Source organism: Stenotrophomonas sp. G106K1 (assembly GCF_037969685.1).
Classification (GTDB): domain Bacteria; phylum Pseudomonadota; class Gammaproteobacteria; order Xanthomonadales; family Xanthomonadaceae; genus Stenotrophomonas; species Stenotrophomonas lactitubi.
In genome coordinates this window covers 1-20773 of record NZ_JBBPFR010000024.1, presented here as the reverse complement: position 1 = coordinate 20773, position 20773 = coordinate 1, and the positions used below count along the sequence as shown (strand labels likewise).

Here is a 20773-nt window from a genome sequence, read left to right as displayed (position 1 = left end):
CATTTCCCTCGCGCGCCCGATCCGGTTTTGAGATAGTTTTCACATTTCCGAACCTACAACCGCCCTGGAGGGGGAGCCGCGGATGCGCATCGGAATCGTCGTCGACTCGGCCTGCGACCTGCCGCAGGACTTCATTGCCGAGCACAACATCGTGCTGTTGCCGATCACCGTGCGGATCGGCGAAGCCGTGCTCGCCGACCACCGCGACGAGCAGGCCACGCTCAGCTTCCTGCACGCCCACGTCGCCGAGCACGGCGCCGAAGCGGAGACCATCCCCTTCAGCGTCAACCAGATCCGCGACCTGTTCCTGCAACGCTTGGTGATCGACTACGACCATGTGTTCTGCATGACCATCACCAAGACCCGCAGCCCGATCCACGACAACGCACTGCAGGCCAGCTTCGCCATCCTCAACGACTACAAGCCGGTGCGGCAGGCGGCAGGCTACAACTCGCCGTTCGCGCTGCGCGTGCTGGATACCCAGAACCTGTTCGCCGCACAGGCGGTGACGGCGGTGGAGGCGGTGCGCCTGCGAGCCAGTGACGCCAGCGTGCAGCAGATCCGCGAGCGCCTGGAAGAACTGGCGGGCAACGTGCACGGCTACATGGTCACCCGCGACCTGTACTACATGCGCGCCCGTGCCCGGCACAAGGGTGACCGCAGCGTCGGCCTGCTCAGCGCGGCGCTGGGCAGCGCGCTGGACATCAAGCCGGTGCTGCATGGCTATCGCGGCGAGACCGGGCCGGTGGCGAAGATCAAGGGTTTCGACAACGCCGTGCTGAAACTGTTCGGCGTGGTCGGCCAGCGCGTACGCGCCGGACTGATGACCCCCACCGTGTGCATCAGCTACGGCGGCGAACTGGACGAGCTGCGCGCCCTGCCCGGCTACGCGCAGATGAAGGAGGTCTGCGCCGGCCATGGCGTGACCGTGTACGAATCGGTGATGAGCCTGACCGGCATGGTCAACGTCGGCAAGGGCGCGGTCACCGTGGGCTTCGCCGATGGGCCGCACCGGTTTGAATGAAGGCCAACCACGCATTGGAATCTGCACATCGATTCCACCGCGCTTATGCCAGCCTAGCTGCACCTCAAGGAGATCAACATGCCTGCGCAGTACCACATCAGCCTGCCCGAACCGTCCAAGGCCCGCGGCAACGACCCCGACCTGTCTTTCCATTCGCAGGGTGCGGCCGGCTTCGCCGAAGAACTGCAGAACGCGCTGCGCAATGGCAGCCTGTTCGAGCGCTGGCGCGACAAGCAGCCGGACCCGGATGCGGTGGAACCGCAGTGGGGCGCGACCGATCCGGAAGCCACCGTGACCGGTGAGCAGAAGGATCTGCGCATCAACCTGGTGGCCACCACCCGCATCGACAGTGACGTGTTCAAGCAGCGCCTGCGCCTGCTGGCCGGGCACCACTGGGAACTGCGCGACGTGCGTTGAGGCCACGCGCTTTGGTAGGTGCCAACCTTGGTTGGCGCTTTCCAAAAAGATGCCAACCAAGGTTGGCATCTACCGACTCCCCGTTGCCGGCACTACCGAGCACCAGGATCTGCTGCTATCGTGCCGCCGCCAACGGTGACTGCAGGGATTGCACATGGAGCCCAAGCTCAAAGCCCTCATCGAGCAGACCAACCTGTCGGACCTGCTGCCGTCGGCGCCCAAGGAAATGGACCTGCAGCAACCGGTTGCGCCGCCGGAACCCGCAAAGCCGTAGCCCGCCCGTTCCACCAACGATGCACTGCAGGTGTATTTCGGTGGTACCGACATGGTCGGCAAGCTCGCCAACGCGCCCACCAGTGGACGCATAAAGACCTTCGCAATGATCCTGCTGGGCGGACCGACCATCGTGCTCGGCCTGCTTCTGCTGGGCATGGTCTGGACCGAGCCTGGCAAGTCGGTGTTCGCGCTGGTCTACGGCACGATCATCGCAGCGGTGTTGATCGGCATCTGGCCTTGTCTGCTGTTCCGCAAGCGCGAGAAACCGTCGGACTGACGCGGACTGACGACCAGAGTAGTGCCGGCCAGCGGCCGGCACTCCCCATCCTGCGCCCTACCAACCACCGCCCAGCGCGCGATACAGCTCCACGCGCGCAATCGCGGCTGTGGCCTGGCTGTTGGCCAGCGCGGCCTGGTTGTCCAGCGCGATGCGTTGCGTGTTCAATACATCCAGCATGTCGACCACGCCGACCTGGTACTGCCGACGCGCAGCGCCCAGCGCCGTCTCGCTCTCATCCACCGCCACATGCAGCTGCGCGGTGCGTTGCTGTTCGGTGGCATAGCCGTCGATGGCGTCGTCCACTTCATGCCAGGCCTGCAGCACGGTACGGCGGAACTGCAGCGCCGACTGTTGCTGCTGCAGCCTGCTCAGCGCCAGGTTGGCCTTCAGGCGTCCGCCCTGGAAGATCGGCAGGCTGATCGACGGCCCGACGCTGAAGCGATGCGCGTTCCAACCATCCAGGTCATCCAGCTGCCTGGCCTGGAAGCCGGCATCGCCATTCAAGGTGATGCGCGGCAGGAAGCTGGCCTTGGCCACGCCGATACCCGCCGTGGCTGCATGCAGTGCGGCCTCGGCACGGCGGACATCGGGGCGACGCTCGGCCAGCTCACTGGGCATGCCCACGGACACGGTCGGCAACGCTGGCCAGTCGCGGCGCGCGTTCTGCAACTGCGCGTCCAACGTCTGCGGTGGCTGCGCCAGCAGGAACGCCAGCGCATTGCGCAGTTGTGATTCTCGATGCCGCAACGGTGAGATGCGCGCCTGCAACGATGCCACCTGTGCCGCCGCACTGGACACCTGCAACGTGCTGGCCACGCCCTGGCACTGGCGCGCTTCGGTCAGCCGCTTGATGTCGTGGGCGATGCTGAGGTTGTCCTCGGTGATGGCCAGCAGCTGGCGTGTTGCGCGCAACTGCAGGTAATCGCGCGCGGTTTCCGCCAGCAGCGCGATACGCACCGCGTGTGCATCTTCCTCGGCCATCTGTACGCGCGCGTCGGCGGCTTCCACCTGGCGGCGTACGCGGCCCCACAGATCCAGTTCCCAGCTCATGCCGATGCCGGCCTGGAACAAGCCATAGTCTTCACGACCGCCATTACCGGATGGATCGTTCAGGCCTGCTTCGCTGTTGCGCGCGCGCGCGCCGCTGGCGGTGGCGCTGACGCTGGGCAGGCGATCGGCAGCGGTGACACCCCGCGCGGCGCGGCTCTGCTGCACGCGGTTGGCGGCCAGCTGCAGGTCGAGATTGGCCTGCAACACCTGCGTCGCCAACTGCCCCAGCAGCGGGTCATCGAAACCGGACCACCATCGGGCGTCGTCATCCAGCACAGCTGACGCCACCGCTTCGCCCTGCCACTGCGTGGGCAGTTCGGCCTGCGGGCGCACGAAGTCCGGGCCCAGCGTGCAGGCGGTCAGCGCCGTGCACAGTACCGCTGCAGCCAGTACACGTGGGAATACGCGGATCATGCGCCCTCCCCGCCCTTGCGGTGCTGCTCGCGCTGCGCACTCTGCACGTGCTGCGGGCTCTGCAGATCCACGCTCGCTTCCACCGACATGCCGGCACGCAGTTGACCCAGCAATGCCTGCCCAGGCTCCAGCACGATCTTCACCGGAATGCGCTGCACTACCTTGGTGAAGTTGCCGGTCGCGTTCTCCGGTGCAATCGCGGCGAACGTCACGCCGGTGGCTGGTGCGATGCTGTCGATATGGCCACGCAGCGGCGTGCCGGGGAACACGTCCACCGTCAGTTCAACCTGCTGCCCCGGCTGCATGCGGGTCATCTGCGTTTCCTGGAAGTTGGCGACCACGAAGGCGCGCTGCAGCGGCACCACCGCGGCCACCGGCGTGCCCGGGGTCAGGTAGGCACCGACGCGCACTGCGCGGCGCCCGACCATGCCGTCGATGGGTGCGCGCAGCTCGGTGTGCGACAGATCCAGTTCGGCGCGTGCCTGCGCGGCTTCGGCACGCTGCACGGCCGCCTGCGCGGCCTGCACCCCGGCAGTGAGGATGTCGGTGCGCTGGCGTGCGGTCGACAATGCGGCCTGCCCCTGTTGCAGGTGCGCACTGGCCACGGCCTGCTTCGACTGCGCCTGCTGTGCGTTCTGCACGGTACCGGCACCGTCGCGCGCCAGCTCGCGGTAACGCTGCTGGTCGGCGCTGGCCAGGGTCAGCTCGGAGCGGCTGACATCCACACTCGCCCTGGCCTGTTCGATCAGCGAGCCCTGCTGTGCCAGCGCCGCCTGTGCATTGGCCAGCTGTGCACGTGCATTGGCCAGGTCGGCGCGGGCGGCCAGCAACGCGACCTGGTAGTCACGGTCATCGATGCGGGCCAGCACGTCACCGGCTTTCACCGCTTGGTTGTCCTGCACGTCCACCGCGCTGACGAAGCCGGCGATCTTCGGTGCGACCACTGTGTAATCGGCGACCACATAGGCGTTGTTGGTGGTCTGGTGGCGGCCATCGCGCAGCAGCAGCCATGCGGCGCCGGCCAGCACCAGCACGCCCAGGCCGAGGCCGGCGTTGAGATACGTTCGATTGATTGTCATGAGGGGGTTCCTGCGAAGGGAATCAGGCCACGGCACGTGGCGGATGGATGCGGGTGGGCATCCAGGCAATGAGGGGAATGAAGGCCAGCGCGACCAACGCGACCAGCAGGTAGAGATCGGCCGAGGTCAATGCCTGCACCTGTGCATGCAGGCGTGCGCCCAGTTGCGGCCCCTCGGCCAGCCATGGCTGTTCGCCGAGGCGATCGACCATTACGGTGGAATGGAAATGTCGGCGTCCCTGCGCAACCGCTTCAAGCACGCCGCTGGCCAGTACCGCGGCAAAGCCCTTGACCGTGTTGAACCACGCCGAGGCGAAGGGGCCGTCCTGTGGCGCAAGGCCACCTGTGGCCAACATCAGCAGCGGCAGCACCGCCATCGGCTGGGCAAACACCTGCAGCAACTGCACCCACAGGAAGTTGTCGCGGATCCAGCTCACGTCCAGATGTGCACCCAGCCAGCAGGCCAGCGCCAGCAGCGCCAGGCCGGTGGCCTGCACCCAGCGGCAATCGATCGCGCGGATGTTCAGCAACGCGGCTACCAACGGCAGCGCGATTACCTGCGGAACCGCCACCCACAGCAGCATCGGCGCGGTCTGTTGCGGCCGATAGCCCTGCACGCTGGCGAGGAAGCCGGAGGGAATGGAGATCACGGCCAGCAGCACGAACAGCACGCCACCCAGAGTGATCAGCGAATAGCTGAGGTTACGGTTGGCCAGCAGCTGCAGCTTGAAGAACGGCAACGGATGGAACCACTCGTTGACCATGAAAAGCACCAGCAGACCCGCACCGCCACCCAGCATCAGCGTGATCAACGACGAGTCGAACCAGTTCAAGCGCGGGCCCTGCACCAGGCCCAGTACCAGCAGCACCAGCGCCGGCAGACCGAGCATCAGGCCGACGCCGTCGAACTGTGCGAAGCGCTCCAGCCGCAGGGGATCCTGTGGCAGCCCCCAGCCGACCATCGCCATCGCTGCCAGGCAGTACGGCACGATCTGCCAGAACGCCCAGTGCCAGCCCACCTGCTCCACCCAGAACGCGGCCAGCGGGGTGCCCATGCTCGGCCCGAAGGTGGCGGTCAGTGCGTAGGCGGCCAGGCCGTACAGCTTGATGCCCGGCGGCAGGAAGCGCAGCGCCACGCTCATCAGCAGCGGCGGCAACGCGCCACCGCACAGGCCCTGCAACGCGCGCAGCACCAGAAAGGTCTGCAGGTTGGGTGCCAGCGGGCACAGCACGCCCAGCACCATGAACCCGCCGATCATCGCCAACGCAAAACGGCGCAGCGAGAAGGTGGCGGCGCACCACGGTGCGAACGCCATCGCGCTGACCGACATCGCGCTGTACAGCGCCACGATCCAGCTGCCGTCATCGACGCTGAAACCCATCGCACCGCGGATGTCGGCCAGTGCGACCTTGGTGACGTTCTCGTTGAAGCCCGACACCAGCACCGCCAGCAGCACACCGCACAGCCCTACCAGGATGCGCCGGTCGAGCCCGGGTGCAGCGACGGGACGGGACGCTGCCGGCGCCGGCAATACGGCGGCAGGCGTGCTCACTGCCGGCTGCCGATCCGTGCAGTGCACGGCATATGTGAAGTCATTGGATTGCGCTCAGTGAAACTATCGGGAGCGCAGTCTAGAAAGGCCGTTGCCTGTGAAAAATGGCGTGCCCGGCATCTCAGGCGTGCGTCCGGCGCACGCCTGCAAGCGATCAGTGGCGGGCCGCCTCGACCGAATCGCACATCACCTTGATCGCCCGCCGCAGCCACTGGTGCGCCGGGTCGTTGTCCATGCGCGGGTGCCAGGCCTGCACCAGTGCCACGGTGCGTACCGGCACCGGCAGCGGGAACATGCGCAGCGGCAGGCCCATGTGGGTGATGCGGTCGAGCATCACGCTCGGCATCTGCGGCAGTACCAGGTCTGAATCAGCAGCAGCGAAGATCGCACCATGGAAGGTGGGGATGACCACCGCCACCCGGCGCTGCAGGCCGAGCACGGCCAGTTCCTCGTCGATCGGGCCGTGCGCCAGCCCGCGCCGGGACACGGCGATATGGTCGCAGGCCGCGAAGCGCTCGGCACTGATGTCGCCGTCGAACAACGGATGATCCTCGCGTGCAGCGCCCAGCAGCGAGGTGGTGAACAGGTGCTGCACCTTGGTTTCCGGGCTGTGCTTGCCCGCCGTACTGATGTAGAGGTCGATCCGCCCCTGCACCATCGCATCGTCATCGGTATCGCCCTCGGGCACGAAGCGCAGCATGCAACGCGGCGCCTGCTGGCGGAACACCTCGCGCAGGCGGCCGCCATAGCTGCCGATGAACACATCGTTGGCGCGCACGCTGAACGTGCGTTCCAGGGTGGCCATGTCGACCTCGCGGCCGGCATTGAACACGCGGTGTGCCTGCTCGATCACATCACGCACCTGCTCACGCAGTTCCAGCGCGCGGGGCGTGGGGGCAAGCCCACGGCCGGCGCGCACCAGCACCGGATCGCCCAGCGCCACCCGCACCCGACCGAGGGTACGGCTCATCGCCGGCGCACTGAGGTTCATGCGCCGCGCGGCGGCGGCCACGCTGCATTCGTCGATCAGCACATCCAGTGCCAGCAACAGGTTCAGGTCCGGCAGGGGCATGGCAGTCTCCCGTAAATGCGATGACTCTACTGCAATCCAGACCATCCATAGTTGCGTTCTGCGCACGCATTGACTGCGGCGCACGGCATGGGTGCGCGCGACGACATGCGCGACCATCACCGCCCTGCAAAGGAGCTTTTCATGTTCAACACCCTGCTGGTCGCGCTTGATGGCGGCCCCCAGCACGACCGTGTGCTGGACCTCGCCGCCGCCATGGCCGGCCCCCGCAGCCGCCTGCACCTGCTGTGCGTGCTCGACCCCGAATTCGCACTGGCAGCGGATGCCACCGATGCCGACCGCCGCGAATATCCCGCCGCCGCCCGGCAGCAGACGCATGCCGAAGCCGTGCTGGCCGACGCCCTGGCCGAACTGCGCGAGCGCGGCGTGGACGCCATCGCACAACTACCGTCCGGCGACCCGGGCGAAGTGATCAGCGCGCAGGCGCGCCGCCTGCAGTGCGACCTGATCGTCATCGGCCACCGCCATCTGTCACGCCTGCAGCGTCTGTTCGAACCCTCGGTCGGGCAATGGACCATCGACCATGCGCCCTGCCCGGTGCTGGTGGAAACGCGCGATCCGTAGGTACTCCCCGCATGGCCTCACGTTCCCCTGTATTTCCCACCCGCGTAAGTTATCGCGCCTTCGGCCGTCAGTTCAGTCGCGGCGAACAGGCCCTGCTGGCCGCGCTGCGGCAACTGGGCGACCCTGCGCTGCAGGCCGAGGGCCTGCTGCAACTGGCCGCCCTGGGCCTGGATGCCGAAGGGTGCGACGCCTTCCGTGAACTGCTGCCATTGCTGGCCACGCCGCATGCACCGATCGAACTGCTGCCGGCCGGATCGCCCTTCATTTCGGCCAGCGAACTGGACCTGCTGGTCTGTCTGCTGCGCATTGCGCAATGACGGAACGCACGCCCACGCGAGGACGATGTGCTGACGCCACTGCGTCGCCAACTGGCATATTGTGCGGCGGCGGTGCACGCCACGCCGTTGATATTGCGGCAACGGTCGCTGTCACCAGTGGGCCTGCGCCTGCTGGATCCGGCCGGATGGCTGCGCCAGCGCTGATCGGCCGCGCATCTTCCTGTCGCGGCCGTGTCCCAGGCGTGCTCAACAGTCCAGCGTGTCGTGCGCGCCCCCGTGGTCGTCCAGCACGTGCGCGTGCAGGGTCACCCGGTTGCGGCCTGCACGCTTGGCCGCGTACAGGCCCGCATCGGCATCGGCCAGCAGCTGTTCGGCGCTGGCCAGCGCCGGCGGATGCAGGTAGCCCACACCCACGCTGATGCTGACCGGGCCTTCCGGCAGTGGCAGTGCTTCCACCGCCTCGCGCAGACGCTCGGCCAGCGCAAGTACACCCGACAACGGGCTGCCGGGCACGATCACCGCGAACTCCTCACCGCCATAGCGCGCCACGCTGTCGGCCGCGCGCCCGGCGGTGGCCTGCAGCACCGCGGCCACCGCCTGCAGACAACGGTCGCCAGCCGGATGACCATGCTGGTCGTTGAATGCCTTGAAATGGTCGATATCCACCAGCAACAGGCCCAGTTCGGTGCCGCTGCGGCGCGCGCGGTTCCATTCGGCCAGCAGCAGCGTATCGAACTCGCGGCGGTTGGCGACACCGGTCAGCCCATCCTGGCGCGCCAGCTGGTCCAGGCCGGCCTGGCGCTCCAGCAGATCCATCTGCAGCAGCGTGCTGCGCAGGCCGAAGCCCAGCGTCGCCACCACGAATCCGGTCACTGCCAACGGCCGGGCATGGTCGACCACCAGGGTGCCGACCACCAGCAGCAGCAGTGGCAGGATGATCGGCCCGCCCGCCTGTACCAGCCGCGACAGGCGCGGATGCAGCGAGAGACCCGGCGCTGGCGCCTGCCGCAGCGCCAGCAGGGCCAGCAGAAGGAACGGCAGATCGATCAGCAGATCGTTGAAGGCACCGAAGGACTGCTCGGCGGTGTAATGGTTGATGTAGTACGCCACCATCAGATAGACCAGCGCATACAACGCCAGCGCACGGAAGAAGCTGCGCCGTTCGGGCACGTCACCAGCCAGCCAGCGCACCACTGCAAAGCCGGCGATGCACAGGTTCTGGATATCGAACATGCGCTGCATGTGGGCCATCGCCTGGTCATCGATGTCGATGCGGTCGGCGAAGAACTGCGTATGGACGAAGAACAGCACGCCGAGCAGGGCAGCCATCACGCCGTCGATCGCGCTGATGATGCGGCGTTCGCGACGGGCGCGGGCCAGGATGAACACCAGCGGCACGCCGTACAGCACATACAGCAGCAGGCTGGCGCGCGGGGTGATGTCGGATCGTCCGGCCCCCAGTGCGTCGGCCATGTTGAAGGCCATGCCACCGGCCCAGAGCAGCAGCGCCATTGCAGTGGCCCGCCAGCCCAGTGCAGCGCGGTCGCGCTGGCCACGCCACAGGCAGGCCGCGGCAGCCAGCAGAGGCGCCGCGGTCAGGAACACGAACGATCCCCCACCGGCCGTACCCGGCCAGAACGCCACGACCACGCCATGGCAGATCACGAACATCAGCGCCAGTACAACCAGCATGCGTCCCCCATGCGCAAGGCCGTATGGCGGCACGATAACGCGCCGCCACGCCACAGCGGCGTGATCCACTGCGGCAAAACGACACTCCGCGCGCTCCGCCATGGTAGTGCCGGCCGCTGGCCGGCAACCTGCAGCTCCGTGTTTCCCTGGGGTTGCCGGCCAGCGGCCGGCACTACCGGAGAGCCCTCAGGCGTTGAGGGCGCGGGCGTGGTGGGCGATGTGTTCGCCGATGAAGCTGGCGATGAAGTAATAGCTGTGGTCGTAGCCGGGCTGCAGGCGCAGGCTCAGCGGATGGCCGGCAGCCTCGCAGGCCAGCTGCAGGCGCTGCGGCTGCAACTGGGTGTGCAGGAACTCATCGGCCTCGCCCTGGTCGACCAGCAGCGGCAGGCGCTCGCCGGCGTTGATCACAAGTTGGCAGGCATCCCACTGCGCCCAGTCGGCCGGGTTGTCACCAAGGTAGGCGGTGAACGCCTTCTGCCCCCACGGCACGTGGCTGGGTGCCACGATCGGCGAGAACGCCGATACGCTGCGGTAACGGCCGGGGTTGCGCAGCGCGCTCACCAATGCACCGTGGCCGCCCATCGAATGCCCGCTGATCGCGCGCGCATCGGTAGCCGGGAAATTCGCTTCGATCAGCGCCGGCAGCTCCTGCGCGACGTAGTCGTGCATGCGGTAGTGCTTCGCCCACGGCGCACGGGTGGCGTTGACATAGAAGCCCGCGCCCTTGCCCAGGTCGTAGCCTTCGGCGTCGGCCACGTCATCGCCGCGCGGACTGGTGTCCGGGGCGACGATGATCACGCCGTGCTCGGCCGCATAGCGCTGCGCCCCGGCCTTGGTGATGAAATTCTGCTCGGTGCAGGTCAGCCCGCTCAGCCAGTACAGCACCGGCAGCGAGCGGGTTTCCGCCTGCGGCGGCAGGTATACGGCGAACTGCATGTCGCAGCCCAGCGTAGTTGAATGATGGCGATAGACGTCCTGCCAGCCACCGAAACATGCGCGGTGTTCAATGCGTTCCATGAGGCTCTCCTGCGTGGCGCTTCAGCACACACGCGCTTTGGTAGATGCCGACGGTGGTCGGCCTATCCACGCACGGCGTGGATCCCTTTGTTGATCAGTTCATCCAGTTGCACCAGCAAGCGCAGCAATGGTTGGACGCCAGGCTGGCCATCAAGATTGCGATACGCCGCCGCTGCCACGTTGCTGCGCGGCGGCCACTGGCCATCAACGCGGGCCTCATGCAGACGCGGCAGGAATACCTGCCCCAGCCACTGCTCGAACGTCATGCCGTCGTCGCTGCCGAAGGCCGAGGTCACCGTACGCGGTGCCCCGACCTCGCCCACCACCCAACCCAGCGCGCGCAGCGCCTGCTCGATCGGGGCCACCAGGACCGCGCGCGGGTCTTCCGCACGAGGCCGGCGCAGGGCATCCAGCCAGCCCATGACGCGCCTCAGTAATGGACCACCGAACGGATCGACTTGCCTTCATGCATCAGGTCGAAAGCTTCGTTGATCTTGTCCAGGTCCATGGTGTGGGTGACGAAAGGCGCCAGCTCGATCTCGCCCTTCATCGCGTCTTCGACCATGCCCGGCAGCTGGCTGCGCCCCTTCACGCCGCCAAACGCGGTACCCATCCACTTGCGGCCGGTGACCAGCTGGAACGGGCGGGTGGAGATCTCCTGGCCCGAACCGGCCACGCCGATCACCACGCTCTGGCCCCAGCCGCGGTGGGCGCATTCCAGCGCCGCACGCATGACGTTGACGTTGCCGATGCACTCGAAGCTGTGGTCCACGCCCCAGGTGGTCATTTCAACAATGACCTGCTGGATCGGCTTGTCGAAGTCCTTCGGGTTGATGCAGTCGGTGGCGCCGAATTCGCGCGCCAGCTCGAACTTGGACGGGTTGGTATCCACCGCGATGATGCGGCCGGCCTTGGCCTGGCGCGCGCCCTGGATCACCGCCAGGCCGATGCCGCCCAGACCGAACACGGCCACGCTGTCGCCTTCCTGCACCTTGGCGGTGTTGTGCACTGCGCCGATACCGGTGGTGACCCCGCAACCGAGCAGGCAGACATGCTCCGGGTTCGCGTCCGGGTTGATCTTCGCCAGCGACACCTCGGCGACGACGGTGTATTCGCTGAAGGTCGAGCAGCCCATGTAGTGGTAGATCGGCTCGCCGTTGTAGCTGAAGCGGCTGGTGCCATCGGGCATCACCCCCTTGCCCTGGGTGGCACGCACCGACACGCACAGATTGGTCTTGCCGCTCTTGCAGAACAGGCACTCACCACACTCGGCGGTGTACAGCGGAATCACGTGGTCGCCCGGCTTCACGCTGGTCACGCCCTCGCCCACTTCCACCACGATGCCGGCGCCTTCATGGCCCAGCACCACCGGGAACAGGCCTTCCGGATCATCGCCGGACAGGGTGAACGCATCGGTGTGGCAGACACCGGTGTGGGTGATCTTGACCAGCACTTCGCCCTGCTTCGGCGGGGCGACGTCGATCTCGACGATCTGCAGCGGCTGACCGGGACCAAAGGCGACGGCGGCACGGGATTTCATGATGGCACTCTCCAGAAAGGCTTGCGGAAAACAGGATGCGCGGCGCTGTGTCGCGCCGTCGTTCATTTCAGGTACGAGCGGATCAACGCGCTCATGTCGCGCACGCGCTCGGCGCGTTGTTCATCGGAAGCGGCAGGCTGGCCGAACTCCTCGCGCAGGTGCGCTTCCATCACTTCGGACATCAGGCCGTTGACCGCACCACGGATGGCGGCGATCTGCTGCAACACCGGCCCGCAGTCGGCGCCGGCTTCCAGCGCGCGGTCCAGCGCATCGCACTGGCCGCGGATGCGGCGCACGCGGGCGAGAACCTTCTTTTTTTCGTCGGGGGAGTGCGGCATGGCAGGCCGGTCTCGGAACTATACTGGGGGATAGTATACAGAAGCCGATCCGGAGCTCAATCGAAGGCGCCCTCTCCCGCCAACCGGGTCAGCTCCTCCACCACGTAACGCACCTTCGGCCGCAGGTGCCGCGTCTGCGGCCACAGCGCGTGGATGTCCACGTGGTGCTGCATGCAGTGGTCGAGCAACGACTGCAGCGCCCCGGACTCGAGATGCCGGCGCACCAGTGATACCGGCATCTGGCAGATGCCCAGGCCAGCCAGCGCGCCTTCGATCACCGCATCGCCGTCATTGAGCTGGTAGGTGCCGCTGGGAATGAACACACCCTGGGTCCCCGCGTCCCCCATCCGCCAGGCTACGGGTTGTCCATGGCGGTAGCCGACGATGCTGCGGTGTGCATGTAGATCGTCAATGGTCCGTGGCGTGCCATGCGCCTGCAGGTATGCCGGCGACGCGCAGGTCACCAGCCGCTGGCTGGCCAGCTTGCGCGCAACCAGATGCTCGGCGTGGTGCAGGCCGCCGAAGCGGATCAGCAGGTCGATGCCTTCCTCCAGTGGGTCGACGAAGTGATCGGTGAAAGTCATCGTCAACTGCAGGTCCGGATACTGCTGGCACATTTTCAGCAGCACCGGCAGCACCACCAGCCGACCGAACGAGGACGGCATGTCGATGCGCAGGCGGCCGCTCGGCAGATGCGCAGCCGAACCCAGGCACGCTTCAGCTGCCGCGATTTCATCCAGCGCCGCCGCGCACGAGGCGTAGTACGCCTCGCCATCGGTGGTCAGCGCGATGCGCCGGGTGGTGCGATGAAACAGGCGCACCCCCAGCCGCGCTTCCAGCCGGGCAATGGCCTTGCCGACCGCGGAGCGCGAGATGCCCAGGGCATCGGCCGCTTCGGTGAAGGTGGCCGAGCGCGCCGTGGTGACGAAGGTCGCCAGGCCATTCAGGGATTCGACGGGAAGCATCGGCGGACTCACTCATTGGGGACAGATAGTCCCGCTTGACGGGAAATCTACCGTCTTTATGCGCCTGCATGTCAACTCCATCATGGTGCTGTCGCGCCGTTGGCGCCCTCCCCCGCTCCGAGATGACTGACATGACCTCCTCCCTCTTCCACCCCTACGACCTGGCCGGAACACCACTGCACAACCGCATCGCAATGGCGCCGATGACCCGTGCCCGCAACCCCGGCGCGGTCGCCAACGAACTCACTGCGCAGTACTACCGGCAACGTGCCAGCGCAGGCCTGATCATCAGCGAAGGCACGCCGGTGTCAGCGCAGGGCCAGGGCTACATCGACGTGCCCGGCATCTGGTCGGCCGAACAGGTCGCCGGCTGGAAGCTCGTCACCGATGCCGTCCACGCTGCACATGGCGCGATCTTCGCCCAGCTGTGGCACGTCGGCCGCATGTCACACGCCTCGCTGCAGCCCGACGGCGGCCAGCCGGTGAGCGCCGGTACGCGGCCGGTGGCGAGCGATCCGAAGAATACCTCGTTCGTGTACTTGGACGACGGCAGCCGTGGCCATGCCGATCCGACGCCACCGCGCGCACTGCGCACCGACGAAGTGCCGGGTATCGTCAGCGACTTCGTACGCGGCGCTGAAAATGCCATCGCTGCCGGCTTCGATGGCATCGAACTGCATGCGGCCAACGGCTACCTGTTCGAGCAGTTCCTCAACCCGGTCACCAATGACCGCAATGACCTCTACGGTGGCTCGCTGCGCAACCGCGCGCGGCTGATCCTGGATACCGTGGATGCGATGGCCGCGCGCATCGGCGCGCACCGCATCGGCGTGCGCCTTGCGCCAAACAGCCAGGTCTTCGACATGCCCGCCTATGCAGAAAACGAAGCCAGCTATCTGTACCTGGCCGAGGAACTGGGCAAGCGCGGGCTGGCCTATGTGCATCTGAACGACAACTACCTGCACGGCGCACCGGCGATCGGCGAAGCCTTCCTCAAAGCCTTCAAGCAGGCCTACGGCGGCACGCTGATCCTGGCCGGCGGCATGACCCGCGAACGCGCCCTGCGGCTGGTCGAGGAAGGCACCATCGATATCGCGGCCTTCGGCCAGCCGTTCATTGCCAATCCGGATCTGGTCGAACGCCTGCAGCGCGATGTGCCGCTGGCCGTGCCCGATCGCAGCACCTATTACGGCGGTGGCACCGAGGGCTACCTCGACTACCCGCCGGCACAGTAGATCCACGCCACGCGTGGATGGGGCGTCTTGATCCGTTCGGGCCACGAGCGCATCGTGGTCCGACCCGGCCTCGGTCCTGCCCAATGAACGCCTCAGCTGCGTCTTTCATCGTCAACCTCGACGTACCCGATCTTGTAGCTGCCGCAGCCTTCTACACCCAGGCCTTCGGCCTGCACGCCGGCCGCCGCCTCGGCCTCGGCGCCGTGGAACTGCTCGGCGGGCCAACGCCGCTGTACCTGCTGCAGAACGACGCCGGCAGCGCAGCGACCAAAGACGGCGACGTGCGCGACTACGAGCGCCATTGGACGCCGGTGCATCTGGACTGGGTAGTCACCGACATGGACGCTGCGCTTGTCCGCGCCGTTGCGGCCGGGGCCACGCTCGAACGCCCCGTGCGCGAACGCCGCTGGGGAAAGATCGCAGTGCTGGCCGATCCCTTCGGCCACGGCTTCTGCCTGATCCAGTTCAGCGACGAGGGTTACGACGCGCTGGTCGGATGAATTGCTGGCGGCGTAGCGGGCGCCAATCCGCGCATGGCGTGGATCTACTGATCGGCTTCAAGCAACGCGTGGAGGTGTCGTTCCGCAGTAGATCCACGCCATGCGTGGATGCGCCCCACCACCATTCACTCGCGCAGCATGTCCACGAACGCACGCAACGCGCCGGGCATCTGCCGCTGCTTCGGGTAGTACAGCGCAAACCCGGCGAACGGTTCACTCCAGTCTTCCAGTACCGCCACCAGTCGCCCATCGTCCAGGTACGGGCGCGCGGTGTCTTCCAGCACATAGGCCAGGCCGATGCCATCGAGCACCGCACCGACCACGGTGCCCTGCTCGCACAGTGTCAGCCGACCCGGTACGTCGATCTCCAGGGTCTGGCCCTCGCGCTCGAACTGCCACTTGTACAGATGGCCGCTGGCGAAGCGGAAACGCACGCACTCATGCGCGGCCAGGTCGCGCGGATGCTGCGGTGCCGGCCGTCGCCGCAGGTACTCGGGCGAACCCACGATCAGCCCACGCAGCGGCGGCCCCATCGGCACCGCCACCATGTCCTCGGGCACGAACTCGTGCAGGCGCACACCGGCGTCGTAACCTTCGGCAACGATATCGACCAGGCCATCATTCTCGGTCAGCTCCACCCGCACATCCGGATGCGCGTGCAGGAAACGCGCCAGCCGCGGCCCCAACTGGGTCGCCACCGCTGCCCGCGTCGCATTGATCCGCAGCAGGCCTGCCGGAACGGCGCGGAAGTGGTTCATTTCCTCCAGTGCATCGTGCACCTGGCCCAGCGCCGGCTGCAGGCGCTCCAGCAGACGCTGGCCGGCCTCGGTCAGTGCCACACTGCGGGTGGTGCGGTGGAACAGGCCCACCCCCAGCCGTTCCTCCAGCGCACGGATCGCATAGCTCACCGCCGAGGTCGACAGGGCCAGTTCGGCACCGGCGCGGCGGAAGCTGCGGTGGCGGGCGACCGCGGCGAAGGCGGCCAGGTGGGACAGGTTGTCAGTGGCCATGATTGTGCAGTCTGCCTTGATGAATCATGCCGATATATGCGCTTCTTACCTTGCGGTACGGGGCGTATTGTAAAACGCCTTTCGACAAACCCGCCAAGGATTCCCCATGTCCCTCGCCCGTGGTTACGCCGCTCATACCCATACCGACCCGCTGGTACCCTTCGAGTTCGAGCGCCGCGCGGTCGGCCCGAACGATGTGCGCATCGAGATCCTGTACAGCGGCATCTGCCATTCCGACCTGCACCAGGCCCGCGACGACTGGGGTGGCTCGATCTATCCGATGGTGCCGGGCCACGAGATCATCGGCCGGGTCACCGAAGTCGGCAGCGAGGTCACCCGCTTCAAGGTCGGCGACCACGCCGGCGTCGGCTGCATGGTCGACTCCTGTCGGCATTGCGATGCCTGCGAACACGATCTGGAGCAGTACTGCGCCGAAGGTGCCACCTGGACCTACAACGGCCGTGAACGCGCCGACGGTGCCCCGACCTACGGCGGCTATTCCGACCACGTGGTGGTCGAGCAGCGCTTCGTGGTCAAGGTCTCCGAAACGCTGGACCTGAAGGCCGCCGCACCGCTGCTGTGTGCCGGCATCACCACCTGGTCGCCGCTGCGCCATTGGAAGGTCGGCCCCGGCCAGAAGGTCGGCGTGATCGGTCTGGGTGGCCTCGGCCACATGGGCGTGAAGTTCGCCAAGGCGCTCGGCGCGCACGTGGTGATGATCACCACCACCCCGGAAAAGGGTGCCGACGCCAAGCGCCTGGGCGCGGACGAAGTACTGGTCTCGCGCGATGCTGCGCAGATGAAGGCACACGCCGGCAGCTTCGACTTCCTGCTCAACACCATCCCGGTCGGCCATGACACCAACCCGTACATGGGCCTGCTCAAGCGTGAAGCGACCATGTGCCTTGTCGGCGTGCTGACCGAACTGGACCCGCCGCTGACCGGTGGCAGCGTGATCTTCGGTCGCAAGCACCTGACCGGCTCGGCGATCGGCGGCATGGCTGAAACCCAGGAAATGATGGACTTCTGTGCCGAGCACAGCATCGTCAGTGACGTCGAGATGATCGACATCAAGAACGTCAACGAAGCCTGGGAACGCATGGCCAGGAACGATGTGCGCTACCGCTTCGTGATCGACATGGCGACGATGAACAACGCCGCCTGATCCAAGTCGGTTGTGGGAATGAAAAACCCCGGCAATGCCGGGGTTTTTTCATCGCGTGCCGACCAAGGTCGGCACCCACCCAACATCATCAATACGCGAACTCGCGGAACACCGGATCCACATCGCCGTGCCAACGGCCATGGAACAGCGCCAGCTTGCGCTCGGCCGGAGTCAGGCCGGACTCGACGATTTCCTGCAGCACGTCCAGGAACTTGCTTTCATCCTGGCCATCGGCATTGCGCGCCGCGCGGCGCTTGAGGCCTTCCACGGAAATCTTCACCGCTTCGCGCGCCAGGTCACGCACGGTGCCATTGCGGAATGGCAGGTTCATCGCATGCTTGGGCACGCCATCACGCAGCGCATGGCGTTCAACCAGGCTGAAGTCGCGCACCAGGTCCCACGCCGCATCCAGTGCGGTGTCGTCGTACAGCAGGCCCACCCAGAATGCCGGCAGCGCGCACAGGCGGCTCCACGGGCCACCATCGGCACCGCGCATTTCCAGGTACTTCTTCAGCCGCACTTCCGGGAACGCGGTGGTGGTGTGGTCCGACCAGTCGCGCAGGGTCGGCAGCTGGCCCGGCAGCACCGGCAACTTGCCCTGCATGAAATCGCGGAAGCTCTGCCCGCTGGCATCGTGGTATATGCCATCGCGATAGGAGAAATACATCGGCACATCGAGCAGGTAGTCGACATAGCGCTCGTAACCGAAGCCGTCCTCGAACACGAAGTCGAGCATGCCGGTACGGTCGGCATCGGTGTCGGTCCAGATGTGCGAGCGATAGCTGAGGTAGCCGTTCGGCTTGCCTTCGGTGAACGGCGAGTCGGCGAACAGTGCGGTGGCGATCGGCTGCAGCGCCAACGACACGCGGAACTTCTTCACCATGTCCGCTTCGCTGGCGTAATCCAGGTTCACCTGCACGGTGCAGGTGCGGGTCATCATGTCCAGGCCCAGCGAACCGACCTTGGGCATGTACGAACGCATGATCCTGTAGCGGCCCTTGGGCATCCACGGCATTTCATCGCGCGTCCACTTCGGCTGGAACCCCATGCCGAGGAAGCCCAGCTGCAGCTCGCCGGCCACCTGCGCCACTTCATTGAGGTGGGTGCCGGTTTCCACGCAGGTCTGGTGGATGGTTTCCAGCGCCGCACCGGACAGCTCCAGCTGGCCCGCGGGCTCCAGCGTCACCGAGGCGCCATCCCGCAGCAGGGCGATGGTATTGCCGTTTTCCTGCACCGGCGTCCAGCCGAAACGGACCAGGCCGTTGAGCAGTGCTTCGATGCCGCGATCGCCCTCGAAGGTCGGCGGGTGCAGGTCATCCAGGCGGAACCCGAACTTCTCGTGCTCGGTACCGATGCGCCACTGCGAACGGGGCTTCTCGCCGGAGGCGATCTCCGCCACCAGTTGCGAGCGGTCGGTAATGGGCGTATCGGCGACGTGGCTGGGGCTCGACAAGGGGGTGGCTCGCTGGACGGTGGCAGGGGATGTGGGGCTGGGAGCCTTGCATCGCAAGGGCGCACTATAGCGTGGCGGCTCGTTACGTCATGCGACGGTGACGGGTTTCAGCATCCTACCGACACCCTCTTGACCCTCGTACACTCAGGGCCATGAGCCGCCATTCACGACATCCTGAACTGCATCGCGCCGATCGCGTCGGCTGGCTACGTGCCGCCGTGCTGGGCGCCAACGATGGCATCGTCTCGGTCGCCGGCCTGGTGGTCGGCGTGGCCGCCAGCGGCGCCTCGGCCAGCACGATCCTGGCCACCGGCGTGGCCGGCACCGTGGCCGGTGCGATGTCGATGGCCGCCGGCGAGTATGTGTCGGTGCAGACCCAGGCCGATACCGAAGAGGCCGACCTGGCGATGGAGAAGCGCGAACTGCGCGACAACCCGCACAGCGAGCTGGAAGAGCTGGCCGCAATCTACCGCCACCGCGGCCTGGAGCCAGCGCTGGCGCGCCAGGTCGCCGAACAGCTGACCACCCATGACGCGCTGGGCGCCCATGCACGCGACGAACTGGGCATCACCGAGGAACTGCGCGCGCGGCCGTTGCAAGCCGCATTGGCGTCGGCCGCCGCCTTCACCTGTGGTGCCGCCCTGCCGGTGCTGACAGCGCTGCTGGCACCGGTACAGAACGTCGCCACGGCCACCACGGTCAGCACGCTGGCCGGCCTGTGCCTGACCGGCGCGATGGCAGCCCGCGCCGGTGGCGCGTCACCGATGCGCGGTGCCCTGCGCGTGATGTTCTGGGGTGCGCTGGCAATGGCAGCCGCAGCGGGTGTCGGCCGCCTGCTGGGCGCGCACGTCGTATGACCGGCATGCCCCCCACCGCCACCGCCCTGCTGGCGGAGATGGCCAGCCTGGCCGGCTGCGAACGCGCCGAAGGCTACGCCTGCATCACCGCCCGCCGCGAGCACGGCGCCAGTTCGGTGGAGATACCGCAGCCGCAGTTCGCGATCCTGCTGGAAGGGCGCAAGCAGGTGCGTACCGCACACCAGTCGCTGACCTTCGTGCCCTGCGACATCCTGCTGATCACCCAGCGTTGCCGCATCGACGTAGTCAACACGCCGGACCCGCAGACCGGACGCTACCTCAGCGCGATCGTGCCGCTGTGCACGGAAGTGCTGGCGGCGGCGCGCACGCTATGGAACGAAGAGCTTCCTGCGCCGGGCCCGGCGATGGCGCGGCTGCCGTTGATCGAGCATGGCGCGGTGCTGCGCCAGTGGCGGCAGTCGCTGCAGGATGGCCGCTACAGCGAAGCACGGCTGGCGCTGGCCACGCTGGTGCTGGCGTGGTGCCGGCAGGGTCACGGCAACCTGTTGTTGCCGCACGCACCGACGCTGGGCGAACAGATCCGCGACCGCATCGCCGCCGAACCGGCACGCGACTGGCAGTCGCGCGACGTTGAGGCACACTTCGCGCTGAGCGGTGCGACCCTGCGCCGGCGGTTGGCAGCTGAAGCCACCAGCCTGCGCCAGCTGCTGACCGAAGCGCGCCTGGCCCATGGCATGCAGCTGCTGTACACCACCGACCTGCCGCTGAAGACCGTGGCAGCGCGCGCGGGTTATCGCTCTGCAGCGAGCTTCAGCAAGCGCTTCGCCGAGCAGTACGGGCTCGCTCCTACCGACATATAGGGGTGTTCGGCAGGGCTGCGCCCTGCACCCGCAGAGGCTCTTCAAGCAACGGCAACAGCAAAGGCCAAAGCGGCATTCCGTGGGATGGCGGGGCGGTGTCGGAGTGCGGGGACGCCGCAAGTACGTCCCTGTAGGCTTGGCAGCCGCATCCATGCG

22 protein-coding genes are annotated in these 20773 nt (G+C 66.9%); 10 read left to right on the top strand and 12 right to left on the bottom strand.

All coding sequences use genetic code 11. The features are described from left to right. Nucleotides 1–82 precede the first annotated feature (82 nt). The 3 genes from WKB25_RS17490 (at nucleotide 83) to WKB25_RS17480 (ending at nucleotide 1994) form a co-directional block, all read left to right on the top strand. On the top strand, nucleotides 83–1024 hold the full coding sequence (locus WKB25_RS17490) for a DegV family protein (protein ID WP_340571969.1): 942 nt from the start codon (nucleotides 83–85) through the stop codon (nucleotides 1022–1024). Between the two features lie 78 nt (nucleotides 1025–1102). Then, nucleotides 1103–1441 (top strand): hypothetical protein, encoded by a 339-nt coding sequence (locus tag WKB25_RS17485; RefSeq protein ID WP_025874099.1) that lies wholly within the window; start codon nucleotides 1103–1105, stop codon nucleotides 1439–1441. Between the two features lie 304 nt (nucleotides 1442–1745). Continuing rightward, nucleotides 1746–1994: a hypothetical protein gene (locus WKB25_RS17480; protein ID WP_340571966.1), complete on the top strand. Its 249-nt coding sequence runs from the start codon at nucleotides 1746–1748 to the stop codon at nucleotides 1992–1994. Nucleotides 1995–2051: 57 nt separating this feature from the next. Here the strand turns inward: WKB25_RS17480 and WKB25_RS17475 are convergent, their stop codons facing one another. The 4 genes from WKB25_RS17475 to WKB25_RS17460 all read right to left on the bottom strand — a co-directional run bounded on the left by WKB25_RS17475 (nucleotide 2052) and on the right by WKB25_RS17460 (nucleotide 7164). After that, nucleotides 2052–3461: an efflux transporter outer membrane subunit gene (locus WKB25_RS17475; protein ID WP_340571964.1), complete on the bottom strand. Its 1410-nt coding sequence runs from the start codon at nucleotides 3459–3461 to the stop codon at nucleotides 2052–2054. Continuing rightward, complete coding sequence (locus WKB25_RS17470; RefSeq protein ID WP_340571962.1) at nucleotides 3458–4540, bottom strand: HlyD family secretion protein; 1083 nt, start codon at nucleotides 4538–4540, stop codon at nucleotides 3458–3460. The genes WKB25_RS17475 and WKB25_RS17470 overlap by 4 nt, the downstream gene beginning before the upstream one ends. A gap of 22 nt (nucleotides 4541–4562) precedes the next feature. Continuing rightward, on the bottom strand, nucleotides 4563–6092 hold the full coding sequence (locus tag WKB25_RS17465) for an MFS transporter (RefSeq protein WP_340571960.1): 1530 nt from the start codon (nucleotides 6090–6092) through the stop codon (nucleotides 4563–4565). Between the two features lie 154 nt (nucleotides 6093–6246). After that, nucleotides 6247–7164: a LysR family transcriptional regulator gene (locus WKB25_RS17460; protein WP_100462647.1), complete on the bottom strand. Its 918-nt coding sequence runs from the start codon at nucleotides 7162–7164 to the stop codon at nucleotides 6247–6249. Between the two features lie 141 nt (nucleotides 7165–7305). On the opposite strand from WKB25_RS17460, the gene WKB25_RS17455 reads away from it, so the two are divergent. Together WKB25_RS17455 and WKB25_RS17450 are read left to right on the top strand one after the other, a co-directional pair. Further along, nucleotides 7306–7746, top strand: a complete 441-nt coding sequence (locus WKB25_RS17455) for a universal stress protein (protein ID WP_340571958.1) — start codon at nucleotides 7306–7308, stop codon at nucleotides 7744–7746. Nucleotides 7747–7757: 11 nt separating this feature from the next. Continuing rightward, nucleotides 7758–8063, top strand: coding sequence for a hypothetical protein (locus tag WKB25_RS17450; RefSeq protein ID WP_340571956.1), 306 nt, complete (start codon nucleotides 7758–7760; stop codon nucleotides 8061–8063). A 207-nt stretch (nucleotides 8064–8270) separates the two neighbouring features. Here WKB25_RS17450 and WKB25_RS17445 read toward each other — a convergent pair whose 3' ends face one another. The 6 genes from WKB25_RS17445 to WKB25_RS17420 form a co-directional block, all read right to left on the bottom strand. Further along, nucleotides 8271–9716: a GGDEF domain-containing protein gene (locus WKB25_RS17445; protein WP_340571955.1), complete on the bottom strand. Its 1446-nt coding sequence runs from the start codon at nucleotides 9714–9716 to the stop codon at nucleotides 8271–8273. 186 nt (nucleotides 9717–9902) lie between these two features. Continuing rightward, nucleotides 9903–10733: an S-formylglutathione hydrolase gene (fghA, locus tag WKB25_RS17440; protein ID WP_340571954.1), complete on the bottom strand. Its 831-nt coding sequence runs from the start codon at nucleotides 10731–10733 to the stop codon at nucleotides 9903–9905. A gap of 62 nt (nucleotides 10734–10795) precedes the next feature. After that, the gene (locus WKB25_RS17435) at nucleotides 10796–11155 is read right to left on the bottom strand and encodes a YqcC family protein (protein WP_340571953.1); all 360 of its coding nucleotides are present in this window, start codon (nucleotides 11153–11155) and stop codon (nucleotides 10796–10798) included. Between the two features lie 8 nt (nucleotides 11156–11163). Continuing rightward, nucleotides 11164–12273 (bottom strand): S-(hydroxymethyl)glutathione dehydrogenase/class III alcohol dehydrogenase, encoded by a 1110-nt coding sequence (locus WKB25_RS17430; RefSeq protein WP_340571952.1) that lies wholly within the window; start codon nucleotides 12271–12273, stop codon nucleotides 11164–11166. A gap of 62 nt (nucleotides 12274–12335) precedes the next feature. Further along, entirely contained in the window at nucleotides 12336–12611 is a 276-nt protein-coding gene (locus tag WKB25_RS17425; protein WP_197606378.1) for a metal-sensing transcriptional repressor, read from the bottom strand. A gap of 56 nt (nucleotides 12612–12667) precedes the next feature. Continuing rightward, nucleotides 12668–13576: a LysR family transcriptional regulator gene (locus WKB25_RS17420; protein ID WP_340571951.1), complete on the bottom strand. Its 909-nt coding sequence runs from the start codon at nucleotides 13574–13576 to the stop codon at nucleotides 12668–12670. A 131-nt stretch (nucleotides 13577–13707) separates the two neighbouring features. Between WKB25_RS17420 and WKB25_RS17415 the strand changes: the two genes are divergently transcribed. Next, entirely contained in the window at nucleotides 13708–14811 is a 1104-nt protein-coding gene (locus tag WKB25_RS17415; RefSeq protein WP_340571950.1) for an alkene reductase, read from the top strand. 83 nt (nucleotides 14812–14894) lie between these two features. Then, nucleotides 14895–15311 (top strand): VOC family protein, encoded by a 417-nt coding sequence (locus WKB25_RS17410; RefSeq protein ID WP_340571949.1) that lies wholly within the window; start codon nucleotides 14895–14897, stop codon nucleotides 15309–15311. Between the two features lie 125 nt (nucleotides 15312–15436). Here the strand turns inward: WKB25_RS17410 and WKB25_RS17405 are convergent, their stop codons facing one another. After that, a complete protein-coding gene (locus WKB25_RS17405; protein WP_100462607.1) occupies nucleotides 15437–16321 on the bottom strand; it encodes a LysR family transcriptional regulator in 885 nt (294 codons plus the stop codon). Nucleotides 16322–16427: 106 nt separating this feature from the next. Between WKB25_RS17405 and WKB25_RS17400 the strand changes: the two genes are divergently transcribed. Then, nucleotides 16428–17486, top strand: a complete 1059-nt coding sequence (locus tag WKB25_RS17400) for an NAD(P)-dependent alcohol dehydrogenase (protein WP_340571948.1) — start codon at nucleotides 16428–16430, stop codon at nucleotides 17484–17486. A gap of 88 nt (nucleotides 17487–17574) precedes the next feature. Here WKB25_RS17400 and WKB25_RS17395 read toward each other — a convergent pair whose 3' ends face one another. Then, nucleotides 17575–18939 carry a glutamate--cysteine ligase gene (locus tag WKB25_RS17395; protein WP_340571947.1) on the bottom strand — a complete coding sequence of 455 codons (1365 nt, stop codon included), beginning with the start codon at nucleotides 18937–18939 and terminating at the stop codon, nucleotides 17575–17577. 152 nt (nucleotides 18940–19091) lie between these two features. On the opposite strand from WKB25_RS17395, the gene WKB25_RS17390 reads away from it, so the two are divergent. Together WKB25_RS17390 and WKB25_RS17385 are read left to right on the top strand one after the other, a co-directional pair. After that, nucleotides 19092–19796 carry a VIT family protein gene (locus tag WKB25_RS17390; RefSeq protein ID WP_340571946.1) on the top strand — a complete coding sequence of 235 codons (705 nt, stop codon included), beginning with the start codon at nucleotides 19092–19094 and terminating at the stop codon, nucleotides 19794–19796. After that, on the top strand, nucleotides 19793–20617 hold the full coding sequence (locus WKB25_RS17385) for an AraC family transcriptional regulator (protein WP_340571945.1): 825 nt from the start codon (nucleotides 19793–19795) through the stop codon (nucleotides 20615–20617). The genes WKB25_RS17390 and WKB25_RS17385 overlap by 4 nt, the downstream gene beginning before the upstream one ends. The last annotated feature ends 156 nt before the right edge of the window (nucleotides 20618–20773 follow it).